Annotated in this window: 18 protein-coding genes; 7 read left to right on the plus strand and 11 right to left on the minus strand. The window is 73.6% G+C overall.

Features of this window, described 5'->3' with window-relative positions; genetic code table 11:
* Nucleotides 1–10: 10 nt before the first annotated feature.
* On the minus strand, nucleotides 11–841 hold the full coding sequence (locus FB453_RS27025; RefSeq protein ID WP_145794780.1) for an MBL fold metallo-hydrolase: 831 nt from the start codon (nucleotides 839–841) through the stop codon (nucleotides 11–13).
* On the minus strand, nucleotides 838–1242 hold the full coding sequence (locus FB453_RS27030) for a thioesterase family protein (protein ID WP_091403819.1): 405 nt from the start codon (nucleotides 1240–1242) through the stop codon (nucleotides 838–840). Before FB453_RS27030 ends, FB453_RS27025 begins: the two co-directional genes overlap by 4 nt.
* Nucleotides 1243–1369: 127 nt before the next feature.
* On the opposite strand from FB453_RS27030, the gene FB453_RS27035 reads away from it, so the two are divergent.
* Nucleotides 1370–2455: a phosphatase PAP2 family protein gene (locus tag FB453_RS27035; protein WP_145794782.1), complete on the plus strand. Its 1086-nt coding sequence runs from the start codon at nucleotides 1370–1372 to the stop codon at nucleotides 2453–2455.
* A gap of 28 nt (nucleotides 2456–2483) precedes the next feature.
* On the opposite strand, the gene FB453_RS27040 is transcribed toward FB453_RS27035, so the two are convergent.
* From FB453_RS27040 to FB453_RS27060, 5 genes are all read right to left on the minus strand, one after another.
* The gene (locus FB453_RS27040; RefSeq protein ID WP_145794784.1) at nucleotides 2484–3461 is read right to left on the minus strand and encodes a hypothetical protein; all 978 of its coding nucleotides are present in this window, start codon (nucleotides 3459–3461) and stop codon (nucleotides 2484–2486) included.
* Nucleotides 3458–3805 (minus strand): PadR family transcriptional regulator, encoded by a 348-nt coding sequence (locus tag FB453_RS27045; protein WP_145794786.1) that lies wholly within the window; start codon nucleotides 3803–3805, stop codon nucleotides 3458–3460. Before FB453_RS27045 ends, FB453_RS27040 begins: the two co-directional genes overlap by 4 nt.
* Before the next feature lie 54 nt (nucleotides 3806–3859).
* Entirely contained in the window at nucleotides 3860–5371 is a 1512-nt protein-coding gene (locus FB453_RS27050; RefSeq protein ID WP_145794788.1) for a PH domain-containing protein, read from the minus strand.
* Nucleotides 5372–5414: 43 nt separating this feature from the next.
* Nucleotides 5415–5948: a PH domain-containing protein gene (locus FB453_RS27055; RefSeq protein ID WP_186718592.1), complete on the minus strand. Its 534-nt coding sequence runs from the start codon at nucleotides 5946–5948 to the stop codon at nucleotides 5415–5417.
* A 242-nt stretch (nucleotides 5949–6190) separates the two neighbouring features.
* Nucleotides 6191–6421 carry a hypothetical protein gene (locus FB453_RS27060; RefSeq protein ID WP_145794790.1) on the minus strand — a complete coding sequence of 77 codons (231 nt, stop codon included), beginning with the start codon at nucleotides 6419–6421 and terminating at the stop codon, nucleotides 6191–6193.
* Between the two features lie 241 nt (nucleotides 6422–6662).
* On the opposite strand from FB453_RS27060, the gene FB453_RS27065 reads away from it, so the two are divergent.
* From FB453_RS27065 to FB453_RS27075, 3 genes are read left to right on the plus strand one after another with little or no spacing between them, the layout of a single operon-like run.
* Entirely contained in the window at nucleotides 6663–7760 is a 1098-nt protein-coding gene (locus tag FB453_RS27065; protein WP_112582960.1) for an AAA family ATPase, read from the plus strand.
* Nucleotides 7739–8740, plus strand: a complete 1002-nt coding sequence (locus FB453_RS27070) for a DUF58 domain-containing protein (RefSeq protein ID WP_186718594.1) — start codon at nucleotides 7739–7741, stop codon at nucleotides 8738–8740. Before FB453_RS27065 ends, FB453_RS27070 begins: the two co-directional genes overlap by 22 nt.
* On the plus strand, nucleotides 8737–9687 hold the full coding sequence (locus FB453_RS27075) for a VWA domain-containing protein (RefSeq protein ID WP_091403838.1): 951 nt from the start codon (nucleotides 8737–8739) through the stop codon (nucleotides 9685–9687). Before FB453_RS27070 ends, FB453_RS27075 begins: the two co-directional genes overlap by 4 nt.
* A 356-nt stretch (nucleotides 9688–10043) precedes the next feature.
* On the opposite strand, the gene FB453_RS27085 is transcribed toward FB453_RS27075, so the two are convergent.
* From FB453_RS27085 to FB453_RS27100, 4 genes are all read right to left on the minus strand, one after another.
* Nucleotides 10044–11309 (minus strand): acyltransferase family protein, encoded by a 1266-nt coding sequence (locus tag FB453_RS27085; protein WP_145794794.1) that lies wholly within the window; start codon nucleotides 11307–11309, stop codon nucleotides 10044–10046.
* Nucleotides 11306–12211: an alpha/beta hydrolase gene (locus tag FB453_RS27090; RefSeq protein WP_145794796.1), complete on the minus strand. Its 906-nt coding sequence runs from the start codon at nucleotides 12209–12211 to the stop codon at nucleotides 11306–11308. Before FB453_RS27090 ends, FB453_RS27085 begins: the two co-directional genes overlap by 4 nt.
* Nucleotides 12212–12311: 100 nt before the next feature.
* Entirely contained in the window at nucleotides 12312–12974 is a 663-nt protein-coding gene (locus tag FB453_RS27095; RefSeq protein WP_091403852.1) for a response regulator, read from the minus strand.
* Nucleotides 12971–14200, minus strand: coding sequence for a histidine kinase (locus FB453_RS27100; RefSeq protein ID WP_145794798.1), 1230 nt, complete (start codon nucleotides 14198–14200; stop codon nucleotides 12971–12973). The genes FB453_RS27095 and FB453_RS27100 overlap by 4 nt, the downstream gene beginning before the upstream one ends.
* A gap of 155 nt (nucleotides 14201–14355) precedes the next feature.
* On the opposite strand from FB453_RS27100, the gene fabG reads away from it, so the two are divergent.
* From fabG to FB453_RS27115, 3 genes are all read left to right on the plus strand, one after another.
* Nucleotides 14356–15060, plus strand: coding sequence for a 3-oxoacyl-ACP reductase FabG (gene fabG / locus FB453_RS27105; RefSeq protein WP_091403857.1), 705 nt, complete (start codon nucleotides 14356–14358; stop codon nucleotides 15058–15060).
* 27 nt (nucleotides 15061–15087) lie between these two features.
* Complete coding sequence (gene fabI, locus FB453_RS27110; RefSeq protein WP_091403861.1) at nucleotides 15088–15855, plus strand: enoyl-ACP reductase FabI; 768 nt, start codon at nucleotides 15088–15090, stop codon at nucleotides 15853–15855.
* A gap of 100 nt (nucleotides 15856–15955) precedes the next feature.
* Complete coding sequence (locus FB453_RS27115; protein ID WP_145794800.1) at nucleotides 15956–16984, plus strand: ferrochelatase; 1029 nt, start codon at nucleotides 15956–15958, stop codon at nucleotides 16982–16984.
* The last annotated feature ends 7 nt before the right edge of the window (nucleotides 16985–16991 follow it).

The raw sequence follows: 16991 nt of genomic DNA on the forward strand, positions 1-16991 counted from the left end.
GCCGGGTGGGTCAGGCAGTGCCGGTCAGTTCCAGGTAGCCGCGGTGGGCGGCGACCAGGGCCGGGCGGGCCCCGAAGGGGGCCTCGGCGGCCACCCGCTCCGGCGGGGCGCTGCCGGTGTGCGCGGCCCGGATCAACCAGGCCAGCTTCGCCAGCTCCGCGTGCTGGGCCCGGACGAAGTCGACGTCCACCGGGTCGCCGTGGCCCGGAATCACCACAGTGCGCGCGGTGGTCAGTCGCAGCAGATCCGCGACCGCGTCCGGCCACTGCAACGGGTACGAGTCCTCGAAGGCGGGCGGACCGCTCTGCTCCACCAGGTCCCCGGCCACCAACACGTCGGCGTCCGGCACGTGCACCACCAGGTCGGCCTCGGTGTGCCCCCGCCCCGGGTGGCGCAGCAGCACCCGTCGACCGCCCAGGTCGAGGACCGTCTCGACGTGCACTGTGTGCGTGGGGGCGAGCAGCGGGGTGTCGGCCAGCTCGGCGGCGAGCGCCGGGTGCTCCGTGCGCAACTCCTCGTACGCCTCCCGGCGCAGCCGCTCCGGCTCCTCGCGGAGGGCGGTGGCGGCCAGTTCGTGCGCGTACACCGGGCGGGGTGGGTCGCCGGCCAGGACGGCGTTGCCGAAGCAGTGGTCGTAGTGGTGGTGGGTGTTCACCAGCGTCATCGGACGGTCGGTGACCGCCCGGACGGCCGCGGCCAGCTCGGTGGCCTGGGCGGCCGAGGAGAGCGTGTCCACCAGTAGCGCCTCGTCGTCGCCGACGACCAGTGTGACGTTGACCCGCAGCAGTGGTTCGGCCAGCACGTGCACCCGGTCGGCGACCTCGACGAAACCGGCGTTCACGACGCCCGCCCGGCGCGTTCGACGAAGCGCGCCCGGTCGACCAGGATCCGGTCCACCCGGCCCCGGGCCACCGTCTGGTCGCCGTCGCTGACAGTGACCTCGAACGACAGCCGGCGACCGTCGACGGTCGCCAGCAGCGCCTGCGCGCGGACCGTCCGGCCGACCACTGTCGGGGCCAGGTGCTCCAACTCGACCCGGGTGCCCACTGTCGTCGAACCGGGTGGCATCCCGGTCGCCGTCGCCGCGACGGTGGCCGCCTCGGCCAGCGCCAGCACCCGGGGAGTGCCGAGCACCGGTACGTCCCCGGAACCGACCGCCTGGGCGGTGTCCGCGTCGGTGACGGTCAACTCGACCTGGGCGGTCAGACCCGGCGCGAAGGCCGGCTCGGGCTGCTCCTGCATGGTCGTCAGCCTAGGTGCTCGCTGGACGCGTCGAGCACGCGCCCGACGATCCGGGCGGGGCCACCCGCGACCACCACCGGGTGGTCCCCGTCGGTCTATGCCGTACCCGTCGTTAACCTTGACCCCGATGGCCGTCGTGACTGACCCCCAGCCCCCCGCCCGGACCGACCCGCCCGCGTCCCCGGACGGGGGTCGTCGGCGCGTCGTCGCGATGACCGTCTGGGCGGTCGCCTTCGTCGCCGCGTGGCTGGCCATCGGCCTGCCCACCGACCCGGCGTACGCCTTCGTCTGGATCTGGCTGGCGACCATCGCCTGGAACAGCGAGCGACCGTGGCGCAGCCACCTGCGCTTCGCCCGGGACTGGGTGCCGGTGGTGCTGCTGTTCGTGATCTACAACCTCTCGCGCGGGTTCGCCGACAACGGGGCCACGCCGCACGCGATGGAGCTGATCGTCGCCGACCGGTTCATGTTCGGCTGGGCCACCGGCGGCGAGGTGCCCACAGTCTGGTTGCAGCAGCACCTCTACCACCCGCAGGTGCACTGGTGGGACGTCGCCGCGAGCTGGGTGTACTTCTCCCACTTCGTGGTGGCGCTGGCCGCCGCCGCGGTGCTCTGGCTGCGTGACCGGCACCGCTGGGCCGCGTACATGCGGCGCTGGGGTTTCCTCTGCGCGGCCGGCCTGGTCACCTACTTCATCTACCCGGCCGCCCCGCCCTGGTGGGCGGCGCAGAACGGTCTGCTCACCGAGGTCGCCCGGATCTCGACCCGGGGTTGGAAGGCGTTCGGCATGCACGGCGCCGGAAACGTCCTCAACGCCGGTCAGATCGCCTCCAACCCGGTCGCCGCGATGCCGTCGCTGCACACCGCGTGGGCGTTGTTCGTGGTGCTGTTCTTCCTGACCGCGACCCGTCGTCGCTGGTGGCCGCTGCTGCTCGCGTACCCGCTGGCGATGACCTTCACCCTGGTCTACTCGGGTGAGCACTACGTGATCGACGTGCTGGTCGGCTGGGCGTACGTGGGGCTGACGTTCCTGGTGGTCGGTCTGGCGGAGCGCGGCTGGGCGGCGTGGCGCGTCCGCCACCCGAGCGCCAAGTCGGCACCGGCCACGGAACCCCCACCGACGCCCACCGACCCCCCGCCCGGCGAGCCCGAGCCCCCGTCACCACGGGAACCGGACACCACCACCCACCCCGCGATCCCCGCCGACCGTTAGGTTTCTGTCCCCGACCCGGAGTTGGTGTTCAGCGCAGCACGGGTTCGTCGGGTGGTAGCGACCGCACCTCGGGCCTCAGGCGACGGGTGAGGCGATTGATGCCGGCCATGGTGGCGGCGATCACCGTGATGAGGATCGCCAGTGGCAGCGGCTGACCGTCGAAGTGCCGCATCGCCGTGTTGGAGAGCAGCGGGTCGGGGACGAGCCATCCGGCGATGAAGCCGGTGAGTCCGACACCGATGATGACGGCGGGCCGGTGGCGGCGGACTGCGAAGGCGGCTCCGACAGCGACGGCGGCGGCGGTGAGGATCCCGATGACGGTCGGCACGGCGTCGGGAACGTAGACGCCGTGGCGCCCCCACTCTCCGGTGCCCTTCCAGGCGAGGATCCCGAGCGGGACGAGGGCCCACCAGAACAGGCGCGGCCGGGGCACGGCCCACCGCTCGCGGGCGGCGATCGCGAGCAGGACGAGGGTCAGGGCCGGCGGGGCGGCGGACGCCACGAGTTGCTGGCCGGGGTTGATTCCCAGGCCGGCGCCGCTGACCGCGTCGATGACGAGCCAACCTACGGTGGCCGTCAGGAATATCGCCTGCAGGGTGAGGGCGGTCCGGGTCGCGCCGAACAGCCAGGCGATCAGCGGTGCGAGGGGCAGCAGACCGAGAGCGACAAGCTGCGGCCAGCCGGCGATGACGGCCGACATGTCGGTGGCGAGGACGGCACCGGTGAACAAATCCACTGTGTGACCGGCGGGCTGGGTGCCGGCGGCGACGAGCAGGGCGGTGAGCCCGGTGGTCAGGGCCGTGGTGGTGACGGGCGTGGTGAGTCGCAGCCGGATCGCCAGGGCGATGATGTGCAGTGTCTCGTGTCGGCTGGGGCGCCGGCGGCCGTCGTCGAGGTCGAGCAGCAGCCCGAGCAGTTCCTCGCCGCGGGTGGTGCGGTGCGTGGCCGGCAGCAGGCGCAGCAGCCGCCGATATCGTCGCTCCAGGGGGCTGATGTCCGGGCTCATCCGATGGTCCCGAAGCGCGGGGCGTTGCGGGCGGCACGCTTGTTGAGGCGCTCCTCGGCGAGCCGGACCGCGGTGGCCATCCGCTGGCTCTCGGCGCGGATGGCGTCTGCCCCCGCGTCGGTCAGTTTGTAGAAACGGCGCAGCCGGCCCTTCTCCACCTCGTCGTGGTCGGGGGCGATGAGCCCCTGGGTGACGAGGCGGTCGAGGGCCCCGTAGAGCGTGCCGGCGCGTAACCGGATCCTGCCGTCGGTCATCTCGTCGACCTCTGTCACCACCGCGTAGCCGTGGCGGGGTTGGTCGGCGAGGGCGGAGAGGATCAGGAACGTCTGCTCACTGATATCCATGCACTATATATATCGCACGACGACATATATAGCAATGACATCGACCGTGGTGGGTCAGGGTTGGGTGCGGGCCTGGTGGGCTCTCGTGGTCAGGTCGGCTGCCAGGGCCCATGCCTCTGCCAGGTCGCGGTCCTGGGCGGTGGCGCCGGAGCCGCCCGCGGTGTCCGCGTGGACGGTGGCCAACCCGAGACGGCGCTGGATGGGCCCCTGGACCACTCGCACGCTCTGGATCCGGGCGTACGGCACGATCACCAACTGCCGGGTGAGCCGCCCGGACCGGGTGGCGAACACCCGCTCGAACAGACCCGCGCCGAACGCGGCACGGCCCAGCGGGTGCAGCCAACGGGTCCGGCGCGGCGGCGGGCTCAGCGTGAGCGCGTCGAGGCGTACCCCGGGAAGCACCTCGGCGACGATCATCGTCGCCGTCGGCAGGTCGCCGACCGGCAGCAGCCGGTCGGGCCGGTTGCGGTCGTCGGCCTCCGCGACGGAGTAGCCGGCCACCTCCAGCCGCAGGCGCAGCCAGCCCTTCATCCGCCACAGCAGCGGCCAGGTGGCCCGCACGGTCTGCACCCGCTCCAGCGGCACTGTCTGCGCCCGCGTCTCCAGCAGGCCGTTGTGCACCCGCAGCGTGCCGCCGTCGCGGGCCAGCCGGAAGTTCCAGTCGTCGAGGACCCGGCGGATCGGTTGCAGCAGTACACCCGCCATCGCGGTCAGGGTGCTGGCCACCGCGACGAACGACCACGAACCGGCGGTGAGGAACTGCACCACGACGAAGGCCACACCGAACGGGAGCAGGAACGCCTGCGGGGTGAGCAGTTGGCTGATCAGCAGGTTCTGGTTACGTACCGCATGCAGTGGCCGGCCCGGCACGACCGCCGGTGGCGCCGTCGCACCCGGGGCCACCGGGGCCGCCGCGTCGCCGGGCGCGGGCTGCTGCGCCACCCGCCCGGCCAGCGCCAGCAGACGCTCGCGCAGCACTGCCGCGTCGGCCACCCCGAGGTACGCCAGTGGCGCCTCGGTCTTGCCCCCGCCGACCACTTCCAGACGCAGCTCGGCCAGGCCGGTGAGCTGGGCGAGCAGCGGCCGGACCACCTCCACGGCCTGCAACCGTTCCAACGGGATGGCCCGGGTACGCCGCCAGAGCAGCCCCTCGTACACCCGTAGTTCCCGGCCGACGACGTGGTAGCCGGTGTTGTACCAGCTGATCACCGACAGCACTGTCGCGCCGAACGCCAGCACCGCCACCATGGCGGCGAACCAGCCGAAGCCCACCCGGGACAGCGTCGACCAGGACAGCCCGGCGATCACCACGACCAGGGACTTGGCGCCGTGCAGCACCGGGCTGAGCGGGTGCAGTCGCTGCCGGGGTTCGCCCTCGCCGCCGCCCGGTGGTGCCGGCCACGGCGCGGGCGTCCCGGGCGGCGCCGGCCCATCGGGTGCCGCGCCAGTCGGCACCGGCCCAGGCGGTGCCGCGCCAGCAGGTGCCGAGCCAGCGGGCAGCACCGGCCCCGGTGGCGTCGGACCGGTGGGTGGCACGGTGCTCGGCTCGGCGGGCCTGTCGCTCATCGGAGCGGCCCTCGGCGCGGTCGGCGGCTGCCCGCGCGGGTGCTCACAGCCCCTCCGCCCGGTCCTCGCCGAGCGCGGTGAGTCGATCGCGCAGCCGGGCCGCCTCCGCCGGACGCAGCCCGGGCACCCGGGCGTCGCTCGCAGCCGCCGCGGTGTGCAACTGCACGGTGGCCAGGTCGAAGGCGCGCTCCAACGGCCCGGCGCTCACGTCGACGAACTGCATCCGCGAGTACGGCACGATGGAGAGCCGGCGGACCAGCAGCCCGTGCCGGACCAGCAGGTCGTTCTCCCGCTCGGCGTACCCCCAGGCCCGGACCGCGCGGACGATCGCGACGGCCCGCCACGCGCCGAGCACCAGCACGACGGCCACGGCGAGCCCGAACAACCAGTGACCGCTGAACGCCCAGCCGACCCCTGTCACCGCCAGCCCGATGGCGACCACGATCGCCAGCCGGATCAGCTCCACCCAGATCAGGTCGGTGGAGATCGGCTGCCAGTGGACCGTGTCCGGCCAGGGCTCCAGCGGACCCCGGCCACCCGGCGCAGCCGTCAGCAGCGCGCCGGGCTCGGGCGGCAGGAGGCCCGGGGGTGGCAGGTCGGGCGCCCGCTGGTCGGCGGCGGGTGCCGGCCGGTGACCGGGCGGCAGCGCGCCCGGTGGCAGCGGGGCGGGCGTCGAGACATCCGGCGCGGTGGGCTCCGGGCCGAGCGTGCCGGGTGCCGGGAACGCGCCGGGCGGCGGATCGACGCCGGGTGGTGCGGTGGCCGGGGTGGGCGGCCAGGACGGGGAGGTGGGGCCGGGGGAAGCCGGAGGGTCGCCGCTCACAGGTCGAGCGTAGGCGATCCGGGCACCGGAGTGACGGCACGCAGGAAGCCTCGGGCGTCGAGGAAGTCACCGAGGCTGCCCCGGTGCTGGGCGCAGGCCAACCAGGTCTTGCGCCGATCGGCGTCGTGCAGACGGGGATTGTTCCACTCCAGCACCCAGATGGCGGCGGACCGGCAGCCCCGGGCCGAACAGACCAGGGCTTCGTCGGCGGGGGAGGGGATGCTCATCCCGGCCAGTCTAGGGCGGCGGGACGGAGAAGTTGAGCGCCGGGCGACCACGGGGGGAGCCGCCCGGCGACGGGGTGAATCGTACACGCGGCGAGCCGGTGCGCGCATACCCGCGATGCACGATTCGGCCGCCGGGGACGGCGCGGTCAAAATCGGCTTCTCCCCACCTCGACACTCAGCAAGGCGTGCGAGTCTTGATACCGCACGAGCCGCGACGACCGACAAACGCTGTGGAGGACCGGTGGCCCAGCCGACCATGCCCGACGCCCCGACGCCGAACGGAGCGGCACCTGCCCCGGTGACCACACCCGCGCAGGACGCCAGCCTGCTGGAGAAGGGCCTGTTCGAGATCAAACGCGTGATCGTCGGGCAGGACCGGATGGTGGAGCGGATGTTCGTCGCGCTGCTCGCCCGCGGTCACTGCCTGCTCGAAGGCGTGCCCGGGGTGGCCAAGACCCTCGCGGTGGAGACCCTCGCCAAGGTCGTCGGTGGGTCCTTCGCCCGGGTCCAGTTTACCCCGGATCTGGTGCCCGCCGACATCATGGGCACCCGGATCTACCGGCAGTCGAGCGAGAAGTTCGACGTCGAGTTGGGCCCGGTCTTCGTCAACTTCCTGCTCGCCGACGAGATCAACCGGGCGCCGGCGAAGGTGCAGTCCGCGCTGCTGGAGGTCATGAGCGAGCGGCAGGTGTCCATCGGTGGGGAGAGCCACCGGGTGCCGGACCCGTTCCTGGTGATGGCCACCCAGAACCCGATCGAGCAGGAGGGCGTCTACCCGCTGCCGGAGGCGCAGCGGGACCGGTTCCTCATGAAGATCGTGGTGGGCTACCCGACCGACGCGGAGGAACGGGAGATCGTCTACCGGATGGGCGTGGCCGCGCCCGAGCCGACCGCGGTGTTCGACACCCCGGAGCTGATCGCCCTGCAACGTAAGGCGGACCAGGTCTTCGTCCACAACGCCCTCGTCGACTACGCGGTCCGGTTGGTGCTGGCCACCCGGGCCCCGGCCGAGCACGGGATGCCCGACGTCGCGCAACTGATCCAGTACGGAGCCAGCCCGCGCGCCTCGCTGGGTCTGGTCCGGGCCACCCGCGCCCTGGCGCTGCTGCGCGGGCGTGACTACGCGCTGCCGCAGGACGTGCAGGACATCGCGCCGGACATCCTGCGGCACCGGTTGGTGCTCAGCTATGACGCGCTCGCCGACGACGTGCCCGCCGACCACATCGTGCAGCGGGTGATGTCGACGATCCCGCTCCCGGCGGTCGCTCCCCGGCAGCAGGCCACCCCGCAGTCGATCGCGCCGCCGCCGGGCGCTGGCTGGCCCGGGCAGCGCCCGTGACCTCACCCACCCCTCGTCCGGCACCCCTCGCCGACCGCAGCGAGGCCGTGCTGTCCCGGCTTCAGCTGCTCGTCACCCGCAAGCTCGACGGCCTGCTCCAGGGCGACTACGCCGGCCTGTTGCCCGGACCGGGCAGTGAGGCGGGTGAGTCCCGGGAGTACCGCCCCGGTGACGACGTGCGCCGGATGGACTGGCCGGTCACGGCCCGGACCACCACACCGCACGTGCGGCGTACGGTCGCCGACCGGGAGCTGGAGACCTGGCTCGCGCTGGATCTCTCCGCCAGCCTGGACTTCGGGACCGGGCAGTGGCTCAAACGGGAGGTCGTGGTGGCCGCCGCTGCCGCCATCACCCACCTGACAGTGCGCGGGGGTAACCGGATCGGCGCCGTTGTCGGCACCGGCGGCGGGGTGTCCGCCCCGGCCCGACGGTGGCGGGGCGGACCTTCGCCGGCCGGCCCCGGGGTGCTCACCCGGCTGCCGGCCCGCTCCGGGCGCAAGGAGGCGCAGGGCCTGCTGCGTGCCGTCGCCGGCACCGCCATCCAGCCCGGCCGTGGCGATCTGGGCGCCCTGATCGAGATGCTCAACCGTCCGCCCCGCCGTCGCGGGGTGGCCGTGGTGGTCTCGGACTTCCTCGCGCCGGCCGAGCAGTGGGCGCGACCGATGCGCAAGCTGCGCGTCCGCCACGACGTGCTGGCGATCGAGGTGGTCGACCCGCGTGAGCTGGAGCTACCCGACGTCGGCGTGTTGCCGGTGGTCGACCCGGAGAGCGGCGAGCTGCACGAGGTGCAGACCGCCGACCCACGGCTGCGGCAGCGCTACGCCGAGGCCGCCGCCGCCCAACGGGCCACGATCGCCGCCGCCCTGCGCGGCGCCGGCGCGGCCCACCTGCGTCTGCGTACCGACCGAGACTGGCTGCTGGACATGGTGCGATTCGTTGCCGCGCAGCGGCACGCGCGTACCCGGGGGACGACACGATGATCCGTTTTCTGCAACCGTGGTGGCTGCTGGCTGTGCTGCCGGTCTTCGCCCTCGCCGCGTTCTACGTCTGGCGGCAGCTGCACCGCCGGGCGTACGCGATGCGGTTCACCAATGTGGACCTGCTGCGTACGGTCGCGCCGAAGGGCCTGGGCTGGCGTCGGCACGTCCCGGCGACCGCGTTCCTGCTCTGCCTGCTGGTGCTGGCCACGGCGCTGGCCCGTCCCGCTGTGGACACCAAGGAGCCGCTGGAGCGGGCCACGGTGATGCTCGCCATCGACGTGTCGTTGTCGATGCAGGCCGACGACGTGGCGCCGAACCGGCTGGAGGCGGCCCAGGAGGCGGCCAAGCAGTTCGTCAGTGAGCTGCCGGAGAGCTACAACCTGGGCCTCGTGTCGTTCGCCAAGGCGGCCAACGTGCTGGTGCCGCCGGGCAAGGACCGAGACGCGGTAACCAGCGCCATCGACGGGCTGGTGCTGGCCGAGGCGACAGCGACCGGCGAGGCGGTGTTCACCTGCCTGGAGGCGATCCGGTCGGTGCCGACCGATGGCGCGGCGGGCATTCCGCCGGCCCGGATCGTGCTGCTCTCCGACGGCTTCCGGACTTCCGGTCGGGCGGTGGAGGAGGCGGCGGCGGCCGCGCAGGCCGCCAACGTTCCGGTCTCCACCATCGCCTTCGGCACCGACACCGGGCAGGTCGACATCGGCGGGCAGTTGCAGCGGGTGCCGGTGGACCGGTTGGCCCTCGCCGAGCTGGCCGAGACCACCGAGGGTTACTTCTACGAGGCGGCCTCGGTGAGCGAGCTGAAGCAGGTCTATCAGGACATGGGCAGCTCGATCGGGTTCCGCACCGAGCCGCGTGAGGTGACCCAGTGGTACGCCGGGGTGGCGTTGCTGCTGGCGCTCTGCGCTGGCGCGTTCAGTCTGCTCTGGTCGTCCCGGATGCTGTAGCCGGTGCGCCGGCGGCGGTCAGGGACCGTCGCCGGCACCAGCACGGGGCAGCGGCAGCCGCCGCCGATCCGGAGCGGTCAGTGACCGCCACCGGCGAGCACGAAGACGATGGCCACCCAGACGGCGGCGAGGGTGAAGCCCAGCGGGGCGACGTAGCGGCTCATGGACGGCTCCGGGTGGCGGCTGGACGGTCCGCGTGCGGGGGCGGACCGCAGGGGGTGGGGACGCGCACACGAAGTCGTGACCGGGCGGCTCCCGGCGACCGCCCGGGATCGGGCGGCGCGGCACACTCACCTCGGCAGTTGCCGACGTGGTGGGGAGCGGAGCGGGGTCAGCTCACCAGACTGAGTCGTGGCTCAGCGGGACTGACCATCGGCCCGGCCACGACTGGGAGGATCGCTATCTCGCACAGCGATCACCTCCTGCAAGTCGGGCGGGCCGGAACGTCGATGATCGTACACCTGCGGTGCCGGCGGAACGCACTCGGCCGACCGGCCGGCGGCCCCTCCACCGCCCGGTTGGCGACGCCGCTCGCCACCAGCGCGTACGCCTCGCCGAAACGACCTCGGCTGCCCGACCCGCACCACAGTGACCAGCACCGCGGCGAGCAACGGCAGCCAGCAGCAGCGCGCCAGCACCCACACCGGACCGTCCGGGGCGGTGTGCAGACCGGGCAGGGCCAGCCCGCCGCGGGCGGTGAGCGCTGTCACCGCCACCAGTACCGGCTGGTGCCACAGGTAGATCCGGACGGCGGACCGGTTCACCTCGGTCACCGCTGCGCCCGGCAGCGGCCGGGTCAGCAGCCGGTGCAGTGCCGGCCGGGCGAGCAGCCCCAGCCCGACCTGGGTCACCGCCAGCGCCACGACCAGCAGTGACGGCGGGTTCAGGTTGGACACCCCGGCCCCGGGCACGCCGACCGCGCTCACCGGGTAGCCCAGCGCCAGCAGCGCCGCCAGCGCGACCGCCCCACCGGCCGCCAACGTGCCGCCCGCCCGCCGGCCGTCCAGTCGCCCGTCGGCGTGCGCCACACCCAGCAGGTACGGCACCGACCAGGCCGCCAGCACGGTGACCGGGGGCAGGTCGGTGCCGGACGGCAGCAGTCGGACGGCCAGGTCGACAGCGGCCACCACGGCCACCGCCGGTGCCCCGCACCGCGCCACCCCCCACCGGCGTACGGCGACGCGCAGCGGGCCGGTCACCGCGACCAGGATCACCAGCGGTAGCAGAAACCACAGCGGGCTGACCGCCAGCCGCAGCGCGACGGCGAGCGTGTCGTCCGAGGTGCCGAGGACAGTGGCGGCGAGCAGCACGGCGGCCCCCACACCGAGCAGCGCCACGGTGGGCAGCAGCAGCCGGCGCAACCGACCGGCCAGCCAACCGCCCGCGCCGCCCGGACAGCGGGCCAGCGAGCGGGTCGAGCCGAACCCGGCGGTGAAGAAGAACAACCCGAGCGTCTGCAACACCCAGGTCATCGGGGCCAGGTCGGGCAGGGCGGTCAGCGGACTGGCCTGGTGCAGCCCGCCGTCGCCGGTCAACACCAACCCGGTGACCAGCCAGTGCCCCAGCACCACCCCGCCGATGGCGTACGCCCGCAGCGCGTCGACGGCACGGTCCCGGCTCACCTGGCGTCCCCGATCCGGTCGGCGTCGACGCCGCCCAGCACGACCGCCGCCACCGCGACCAGCGCGGCGCTGCCCGGCGCGAGGTAGCCGTCGTGCCCCGCCACCCCACCCACCGGCAGGGGTCGGGCACCGAACGCCGGATCACCGGGTCGCCGGCCGAAACCCAGGCCGGGCAGGCGCACCGGCGGTACCCGGCGGATCCAGTCGGTCGGCGCCTCGGCCGCCCAGAACCGCCGCCCGCCGGGCAGGTCGTCGGCGCGCTGCACCCCGGCGCCGACGCCGCCGAGGCTGACCACGTCGGTGACCTGGGTAGGGGCCTCCGCCGCCGCCAGCGACACCACCAGCGACCCGTAGCTGTGCCCGACCAGCGTGATCGTCGCCGCCGGACGCCGCCCGGCCAGCTCCCTCAGCAGCGTGGCCAGCCCGGCCGCGCCGCGCCGCGCGCTGACGCCACCGGCGGCGGTCAACACCCCGTCGGGCGGGTCGTAGCCGAGCCAGGCCAGCACCGCGACCCGCGCCGCCGGGTCGGTCGCCCGCAGCTCCCGGTAGAGCTGCCCGGCCTGCACCGCCGGTGCCCGCCGGGCCACCCCGCCCAAACCCCTGTCGAAGTCGGCGAGGGTGCTGCCGACCCCCGGCACCAGCACCGCGATCCGATCCGCGTCGGCGAGGTCGCCGAACACCTCGACCGCGCGGCCGTCACCGCGCTCGTCGAACAGCAGGAACCGGCGTCCGTCGGCCGCCCAGTCCGCGTACGGGGGGCCGGCCGCGCGCATCGCCGCCGCCATCACTGGGTACGCCTCGACGAACCCCGCCGCAGTGGCCGGCTCGGGTCGGGTCGGCAGAACCAGGTTCACGCCGAGCAGCGCGGCCATCGCCACCCGGCTGGCACCTCGTCGTCGCATCACGTTCTCCCTCCGGAATGTCAGTCCGGAGGGAGAGTGCGCCCAGGGGCGGGGCCGGGTCGTCGTCCCGCAGAGCCGTTCCCGGGCTGGCTCCACAGGGCTACTCGCCGGCGGCCACCAGACCCGTCTCGTACGCCAGCACCACGGCCTGGGCCCGGTCGCGCAGACCCAGCTTGGCCAGGATCCGCCCGACGTGCGTCTTCACTGTCTGCTCGGCCACCACCAGGTCACCCGCGATCTCCGCGTTGTTGCGGCCCCGGGCGATCAACCGCAGCACCTCGGTCTCGCGCGGGGTGAGCCCGGCCAGGTCGGTGGGGCGTGGGCGGCGACGGTCCGGACGGGCCGCGAACTCGGCGATCAGCCGACGGGTGACTCCCGGGGCGAGCAGCGCGTCCCCGGCCGCCACCACCCGCACCGCCTGCACCAGATCGGCCGCCGGGGCGTCCTTGAGCAGGAACCCGCTGGCCCCGGCGCGCAGCGCCTCGTACACGTAGTCGTCCAGGTCGAAGGTGGTGAGGATGAGCACCCGGGGTCGCTGCGTCGACCGGTCACCGAGCAGCTTGCGGGTGGCCTCCAGCCCGTCCATGACCGGCATCCGCACGTCCATCAGCACCACGTCCGGGTCGAGGTGGCGGGCGGCGGCCACCGCCTGCGCGCCGTCGGCGGCGTCCCCGACCACCAGCAGATCCGGTTGGGCGGCGAGCAGCGCCCCGAAACCCTGCCGGACCATCGCCTGGTCGTCGGCGATCAGCACCCGGATCATCGGTCCCCGCCCTCCGCGTCGTACGGCAACTCGGCCGCCACCGCGTAACCCCCGTCGGGCAGCGGCCCGGCGGTGAACGTACCGCCCAGCGAGGTGGCCCGTTCCCGCATGCCGGTCAGCCCGTGCCCGGAGCCGCCGTCGGCGGTCGGTCGGACGTCGACCGGGGAGTTCTCGACGCGTATGCCCAGGCCGGACCGGCCGACGCGGACGGTGACCCGCACCGCGGCGCCGGCAGCGTGGCGGGCCGCGTTGGCCAGGCCCTCCTGGATGATGCGGTACGCGGCCAGCCCGACCGGCGCGGGCACGCGGTCGTCGTCCACCGGCTCGGCGTCCAGAGTGACCGGCAGCCCGGCCCGGCGTGCCGCGTCCACCATGGCGTCCAGGTCGGTGAGGTCCGGTTGCGGCGCGGTCTGCGGCCCGCTCGTCTCGCTGCGCAGCACCCCCAACAGCCGCCGCATGTCGGTGAGCGCGTCGCGGGCCGACGCGGCGATGGCGACGAACTCCGCGGCTGCCGGGGCCGGCACGTCCGTCAGCCGGTAGGGGGCGGTCTCCGCCTGCACCGCGATCAGCGACATGTGGTGGGCCACCACGTCGTGCAGTTCCCGGGCGATGCGGGTGCGTTCCTCCAGCACCGCGCGGCGCTCCTGTTCCCGTTCGCTCAGCTCGGCCTGCGCCGCCAGCGCGTGCCGGGACAGCCGGTTGCGGCGGATCAGGTCGCCGACGATCGCCAGCGCGCCGAGCAGCAGCAGGACGGGGACCCGGTTCTCGGGATGGACCAGGGTGAGCACCGGCACCGTGCTGATCGTCACCACCCAGACCAGCACCGGCCGGTCGACCCGTGCGACGACCACCGCCAGCACCGCGATCGACCCGAGCGCCAGCGGCGGGGTCCACGGCCACGCCTGGTCGGCCGGCGCGTTGAACGTGCAGATCAGCAGGGCCAGCACCGTCAGTCGCCAGGCCAGCAGCGGACGCCGGGGCAGCGCCAGCAGTGGCGCCACGGTCATCGCCGCGAACAGGAGCGCGATCGGCGGCGGCAGGCCCCAGTCGCTCTCCACGGTCAACGTGATCAGGAAGAGGCCGAGCGCGGCGAGCAGGCCGACCGGCGCGGCGTAGCGGGCCGGCCCGGGCCAACGGGCCAGCAGCGGCTGTTCGGGCCGGGCGTCCGGGCCGAGCACTGTCTGCCGTAGGGCCCGCAGGGCCACCGCGATCGGATGCCGGTTCACCACCCGGAGGCTACGGGCCGACCCCGCCACGAGGCGTGCCACCAGGGGTTGATCCCGGTGTCGTACCCCAGTGTGACGCGACTCCCGTTAGCGCTTACCTGCCGGTAACGCCTAGGCTCCGACGCGTCCGTGCTGACCATTCGCAAGGGGGAACAGTGGCCCGTACCGTGCTGGTGACCGGGGGCAACCGGGGGATCGGCCTGGCCATCGCGCAGGCCTTCGCCAAGCAGGGCGACCGGGTGGCGGTCACCCACCGCAGCGGCGAGGCACCCGACGGGCTGTTCGGCGTACGCGCCGACGTCACCGACGCTGCCTCGATCGACGCCGCGTTCGCCGCCGTCGAGGCCGAGCTGGGTCCGGTCGAGGTGCTGGTGGCCAACGCCGGCATGACCGCCGACACGCTGCTGCTGCGGATGTCCGAAGAGCAGTTCACCGACGTGGTGGACACCAACCTCACCGGCGCGTTCCGGGTCGCGAAGCGGGCCTCCGGCAAGATGCTCCGCGCCAAGTGGGGTCGCATGATCTTCATCTCCTCGGTGGTCGGCCTCGCCGGCGGCGCCGGGCAGGTCAACTACGCCGCCAGCAAGGCCGGCCTCGTCGGCGTCGCCCGCTCGATCACCCGGGAGCTGGGCAGCCGCAACATCACCGCGAACGTGGTGGCGCCCGGCTTCATCGACACCGACATGACCGCCGGCCTCTCCGGCGACCGCAAGGCGGAGATCCTCAAGTCCATCCCGGCCGGCCGGATGGCCAGCCCGGACGAGGTCGCCGCCGTGGTCACCTGGCTGGCCTCGGACAGCGCCGGGTACGTCTCCGGCGCCGTCATCCCGGTCGACGGCGGCCTCGGCATGGGCCACTAACCCTTTTGACTACGGAGGAAATCAGCGATGTCCGGACTGCTCGCCGGTAAGCGACTGCTCGTCACCGGTGTCATCACCGACGCCTCGATCGCCTTCTCGGTGGCGAAGCTCGCTCAGGAAAATGGCGCGCAGGTCGTGCTCACCGGCTACGGCCGGCTTTCCCTGGTCGAGCGGATCGCCAAGCGGCTGCCCGAGCCGGCGCCGGTCATCGAGGTGGACGTCACCAACACCGAGCACCTGGCCGGCCTCGCCGACCGGGTACGCGAGCACGTCGACGGCCTCGACGGTGTCGTGCACTCGATCGGCTTCGCCCCGCAGAGCTGCCTGGGCGGCGGCTTCCTCGACGCGCCCTGGGAGGACGTGGCGACCGCCCTGCACGTCTCCACCTTCTCGTACAAGTCGCTGGCCATGGCGGCGCTGCCGCTGATGTCGCCCGGCGGCGCGGTGGTCGGCCTGACCTTCGACGCGACGAAGGCGTGGCCGGTCTACGACTGGATGGGCGTGGCCAAGGCCGGCCTGGAGTCCGCGTCCCGCTACCTGGCGCTGCACCTGGGCAAGCAGGGCATCCGCAGCAACCTGGTCGCCGCCGGGCCGCTGCGCACCATCGCCGCGAAGTCGATCCCCGGCTTCGACCAGTTCGAGGACGCCTGGGCCGAGCGTGCCCCGCTGGGTTGGAGCCTCACCGACCAGGAGCCCGCCGCGCGGGCCTGCCTGGCGCTGCTCTCCGACTGGTTCCCGGCCACCACCGGCGAGATCGTCCACGTCGACGGCGGCTACCACGCCATCGGCTCCTGACGCTGCATCTTGACGCTCCCTGGTCACCGTCCGCGTGATCTACGCGTCCGGACCAGGGGGCGTCGCCGGGACGTCCCGGTCGAGGGGCAAGAATGACCCCATGTCGTACGACGCGGTGGTGCTGGTGTCCTTCGGCGGGCCCGAACGGCCCGAGGACGTGATGCCGTTTCTGCAGAACGTGACCCGGGGCCGGGGTGTGCCTCCCGAACGACTGGTCGAGGTCGCCGAGCACTACCAGCACTTCGGCGGGGTGTCCCCGATCAACCAGCAGTGCCGGGACCTGCTCGCCGCCGTCCGCGCCGACTTCGCCGCGCACGGTGTCGACCTGCCCATCTACTGGGGCAACCGCAACTGGGACCCGATGCTCGCCGACACCGTGACCCAGATGCGCGACGACGGGATCACCCGGGCGTTGGCCTTCGTCACCAGCGCGTACGGCGGCTACTCGTCCTGCCGGCAGTACCAGGAGGACATCGCCGCCGCCCGTGCCGCCGTCGGCCCGGACGCCCCGGTGATCGAGAAGCTGCGTCAGTTCTGGGACCACCCCGGCTTCGTCGAGCCGCACGTCGACGCGGTCCGGGCGGCGCTGGGCCAGCTCGACCCGGCGAAGCGGGACACCACCCGGCTGGTCTTCACCGCCCACTCCATCCCCAACTCGATGGCGGCGAACGCCGGCCCGCACGGCGGCCGGTACGAGGCGCAGCTGCACGAGACCGCCCGGCTCGTCGCCGCTGCCGCCGCACCCGACCTGGCGTACGACCTGGTCTGGCAGAGCCGCTCCGGCCCGCCGCAGGTGCCGTGGCTGGAGCCAGACATCAACGACCACCTGGCCGCCCTCGCGCAGGGCGGCACCACCGGTGTGGTGGTCAGCCCGATCGGGTTCGTCTCCGATCACCTGGAGGTCGTGTGGGACCTGGACACCGAAGCGCTGGAGACGGCGAAGCAGCTCGGCCTGGACTTCGTCCGGGCCGGCACGCCGGGCACCGACCCGCGCTTCGTGACCATGGTGCGTGAGCTGGTCACCGAGCGGACCGACCCGGACGGCGCGCAGCTGCGCCGCCGCCTGGGCGAGCTGCCCATGTGGGACAGCTGCCCCACCGTCTGTTGCGTGCCGACCCGTCGCCCCTGACCTCTGA

Source organism: Micromonospora sp. CNZ322 (genome assembly GCF_007827755.1).

Coding starts and splice junctions, on each gene's coding strand:
- FB453_RS27030 (WP_091403819.1), bottom strand. CDS start 1,242: ATGCAGGAGCAGCCCGAGCCGGCCTTCGCGCCGGGTCTGACCGCCCAG.
- FB453_RS27035 (WP_145794782.1), top strand. CDS start 1,370: ATGGCCGTCGTGACTGACCCCCAGCCCCCCGCCCGGACCGACCCGCCC.
- FB453_RS27040 (WP_145794784.1), bottom strand. CDS start 3,461: ATGAGCCCGGACATCAGCCCCCTGGAGCGACGATATCGGCGGCTGCTG.
- FB453_RS27045 (WP_145794786.1), bottom strand. CDS start 3,805: ATGGATATCAGTGAGCAGACGTTCCTGATCCTCTCCGCCCTCGCCGAC.
- FB453_RS27050 (WP_145794788.1), bottom strand. CDS start 5,371: ATGAGCGACAGGCCCGCCGAGCCGAGCACCGTGCCACCCACCGGTCCG.
- FB453_RS27060 (WP_145794790.1), bottom strand. CDS start 6,421: ATGAGCATCCCCTCCCCCGCCGACGAAGCCCTGGTCTGTTCGGCCCGG.
- FB453_RS27075 (WP_091403838.1), top strand. CDS start 8,737: ATGATCCGTTTTCTGCAACCGTGGTGGCTGCTGGCTGTGCTGCCGGTC.
- FB453_RS27090 (WP_145794796.1), bottom strand. CDS start 12,211: ATGCGACGACGAGGTGCCAGCCGGGTGGCGATGGCCGCGCTGCTCGGC.
- FB453_RS27095 (WP_091403852.1), bottom strand. CDS start 12,974: ATGATCCGGGTGCTGATCGCCGACGACCAGGCGATGGTCCGGCAGGGT.
- fabI (WP_091403861.1), top strand. CDS start 15,088: ATGTCCGGACTGCTCGCCGGTAAGCGACTGCTCGTCACCGGTGTCATC.
- FB453_RS27115 (WP_145794800.1), top strand. CDS start 15,956: ATGTCGTACGACGCGGTGGTGCTGGTGTCCTTCGGCGGGCCCGAACGG.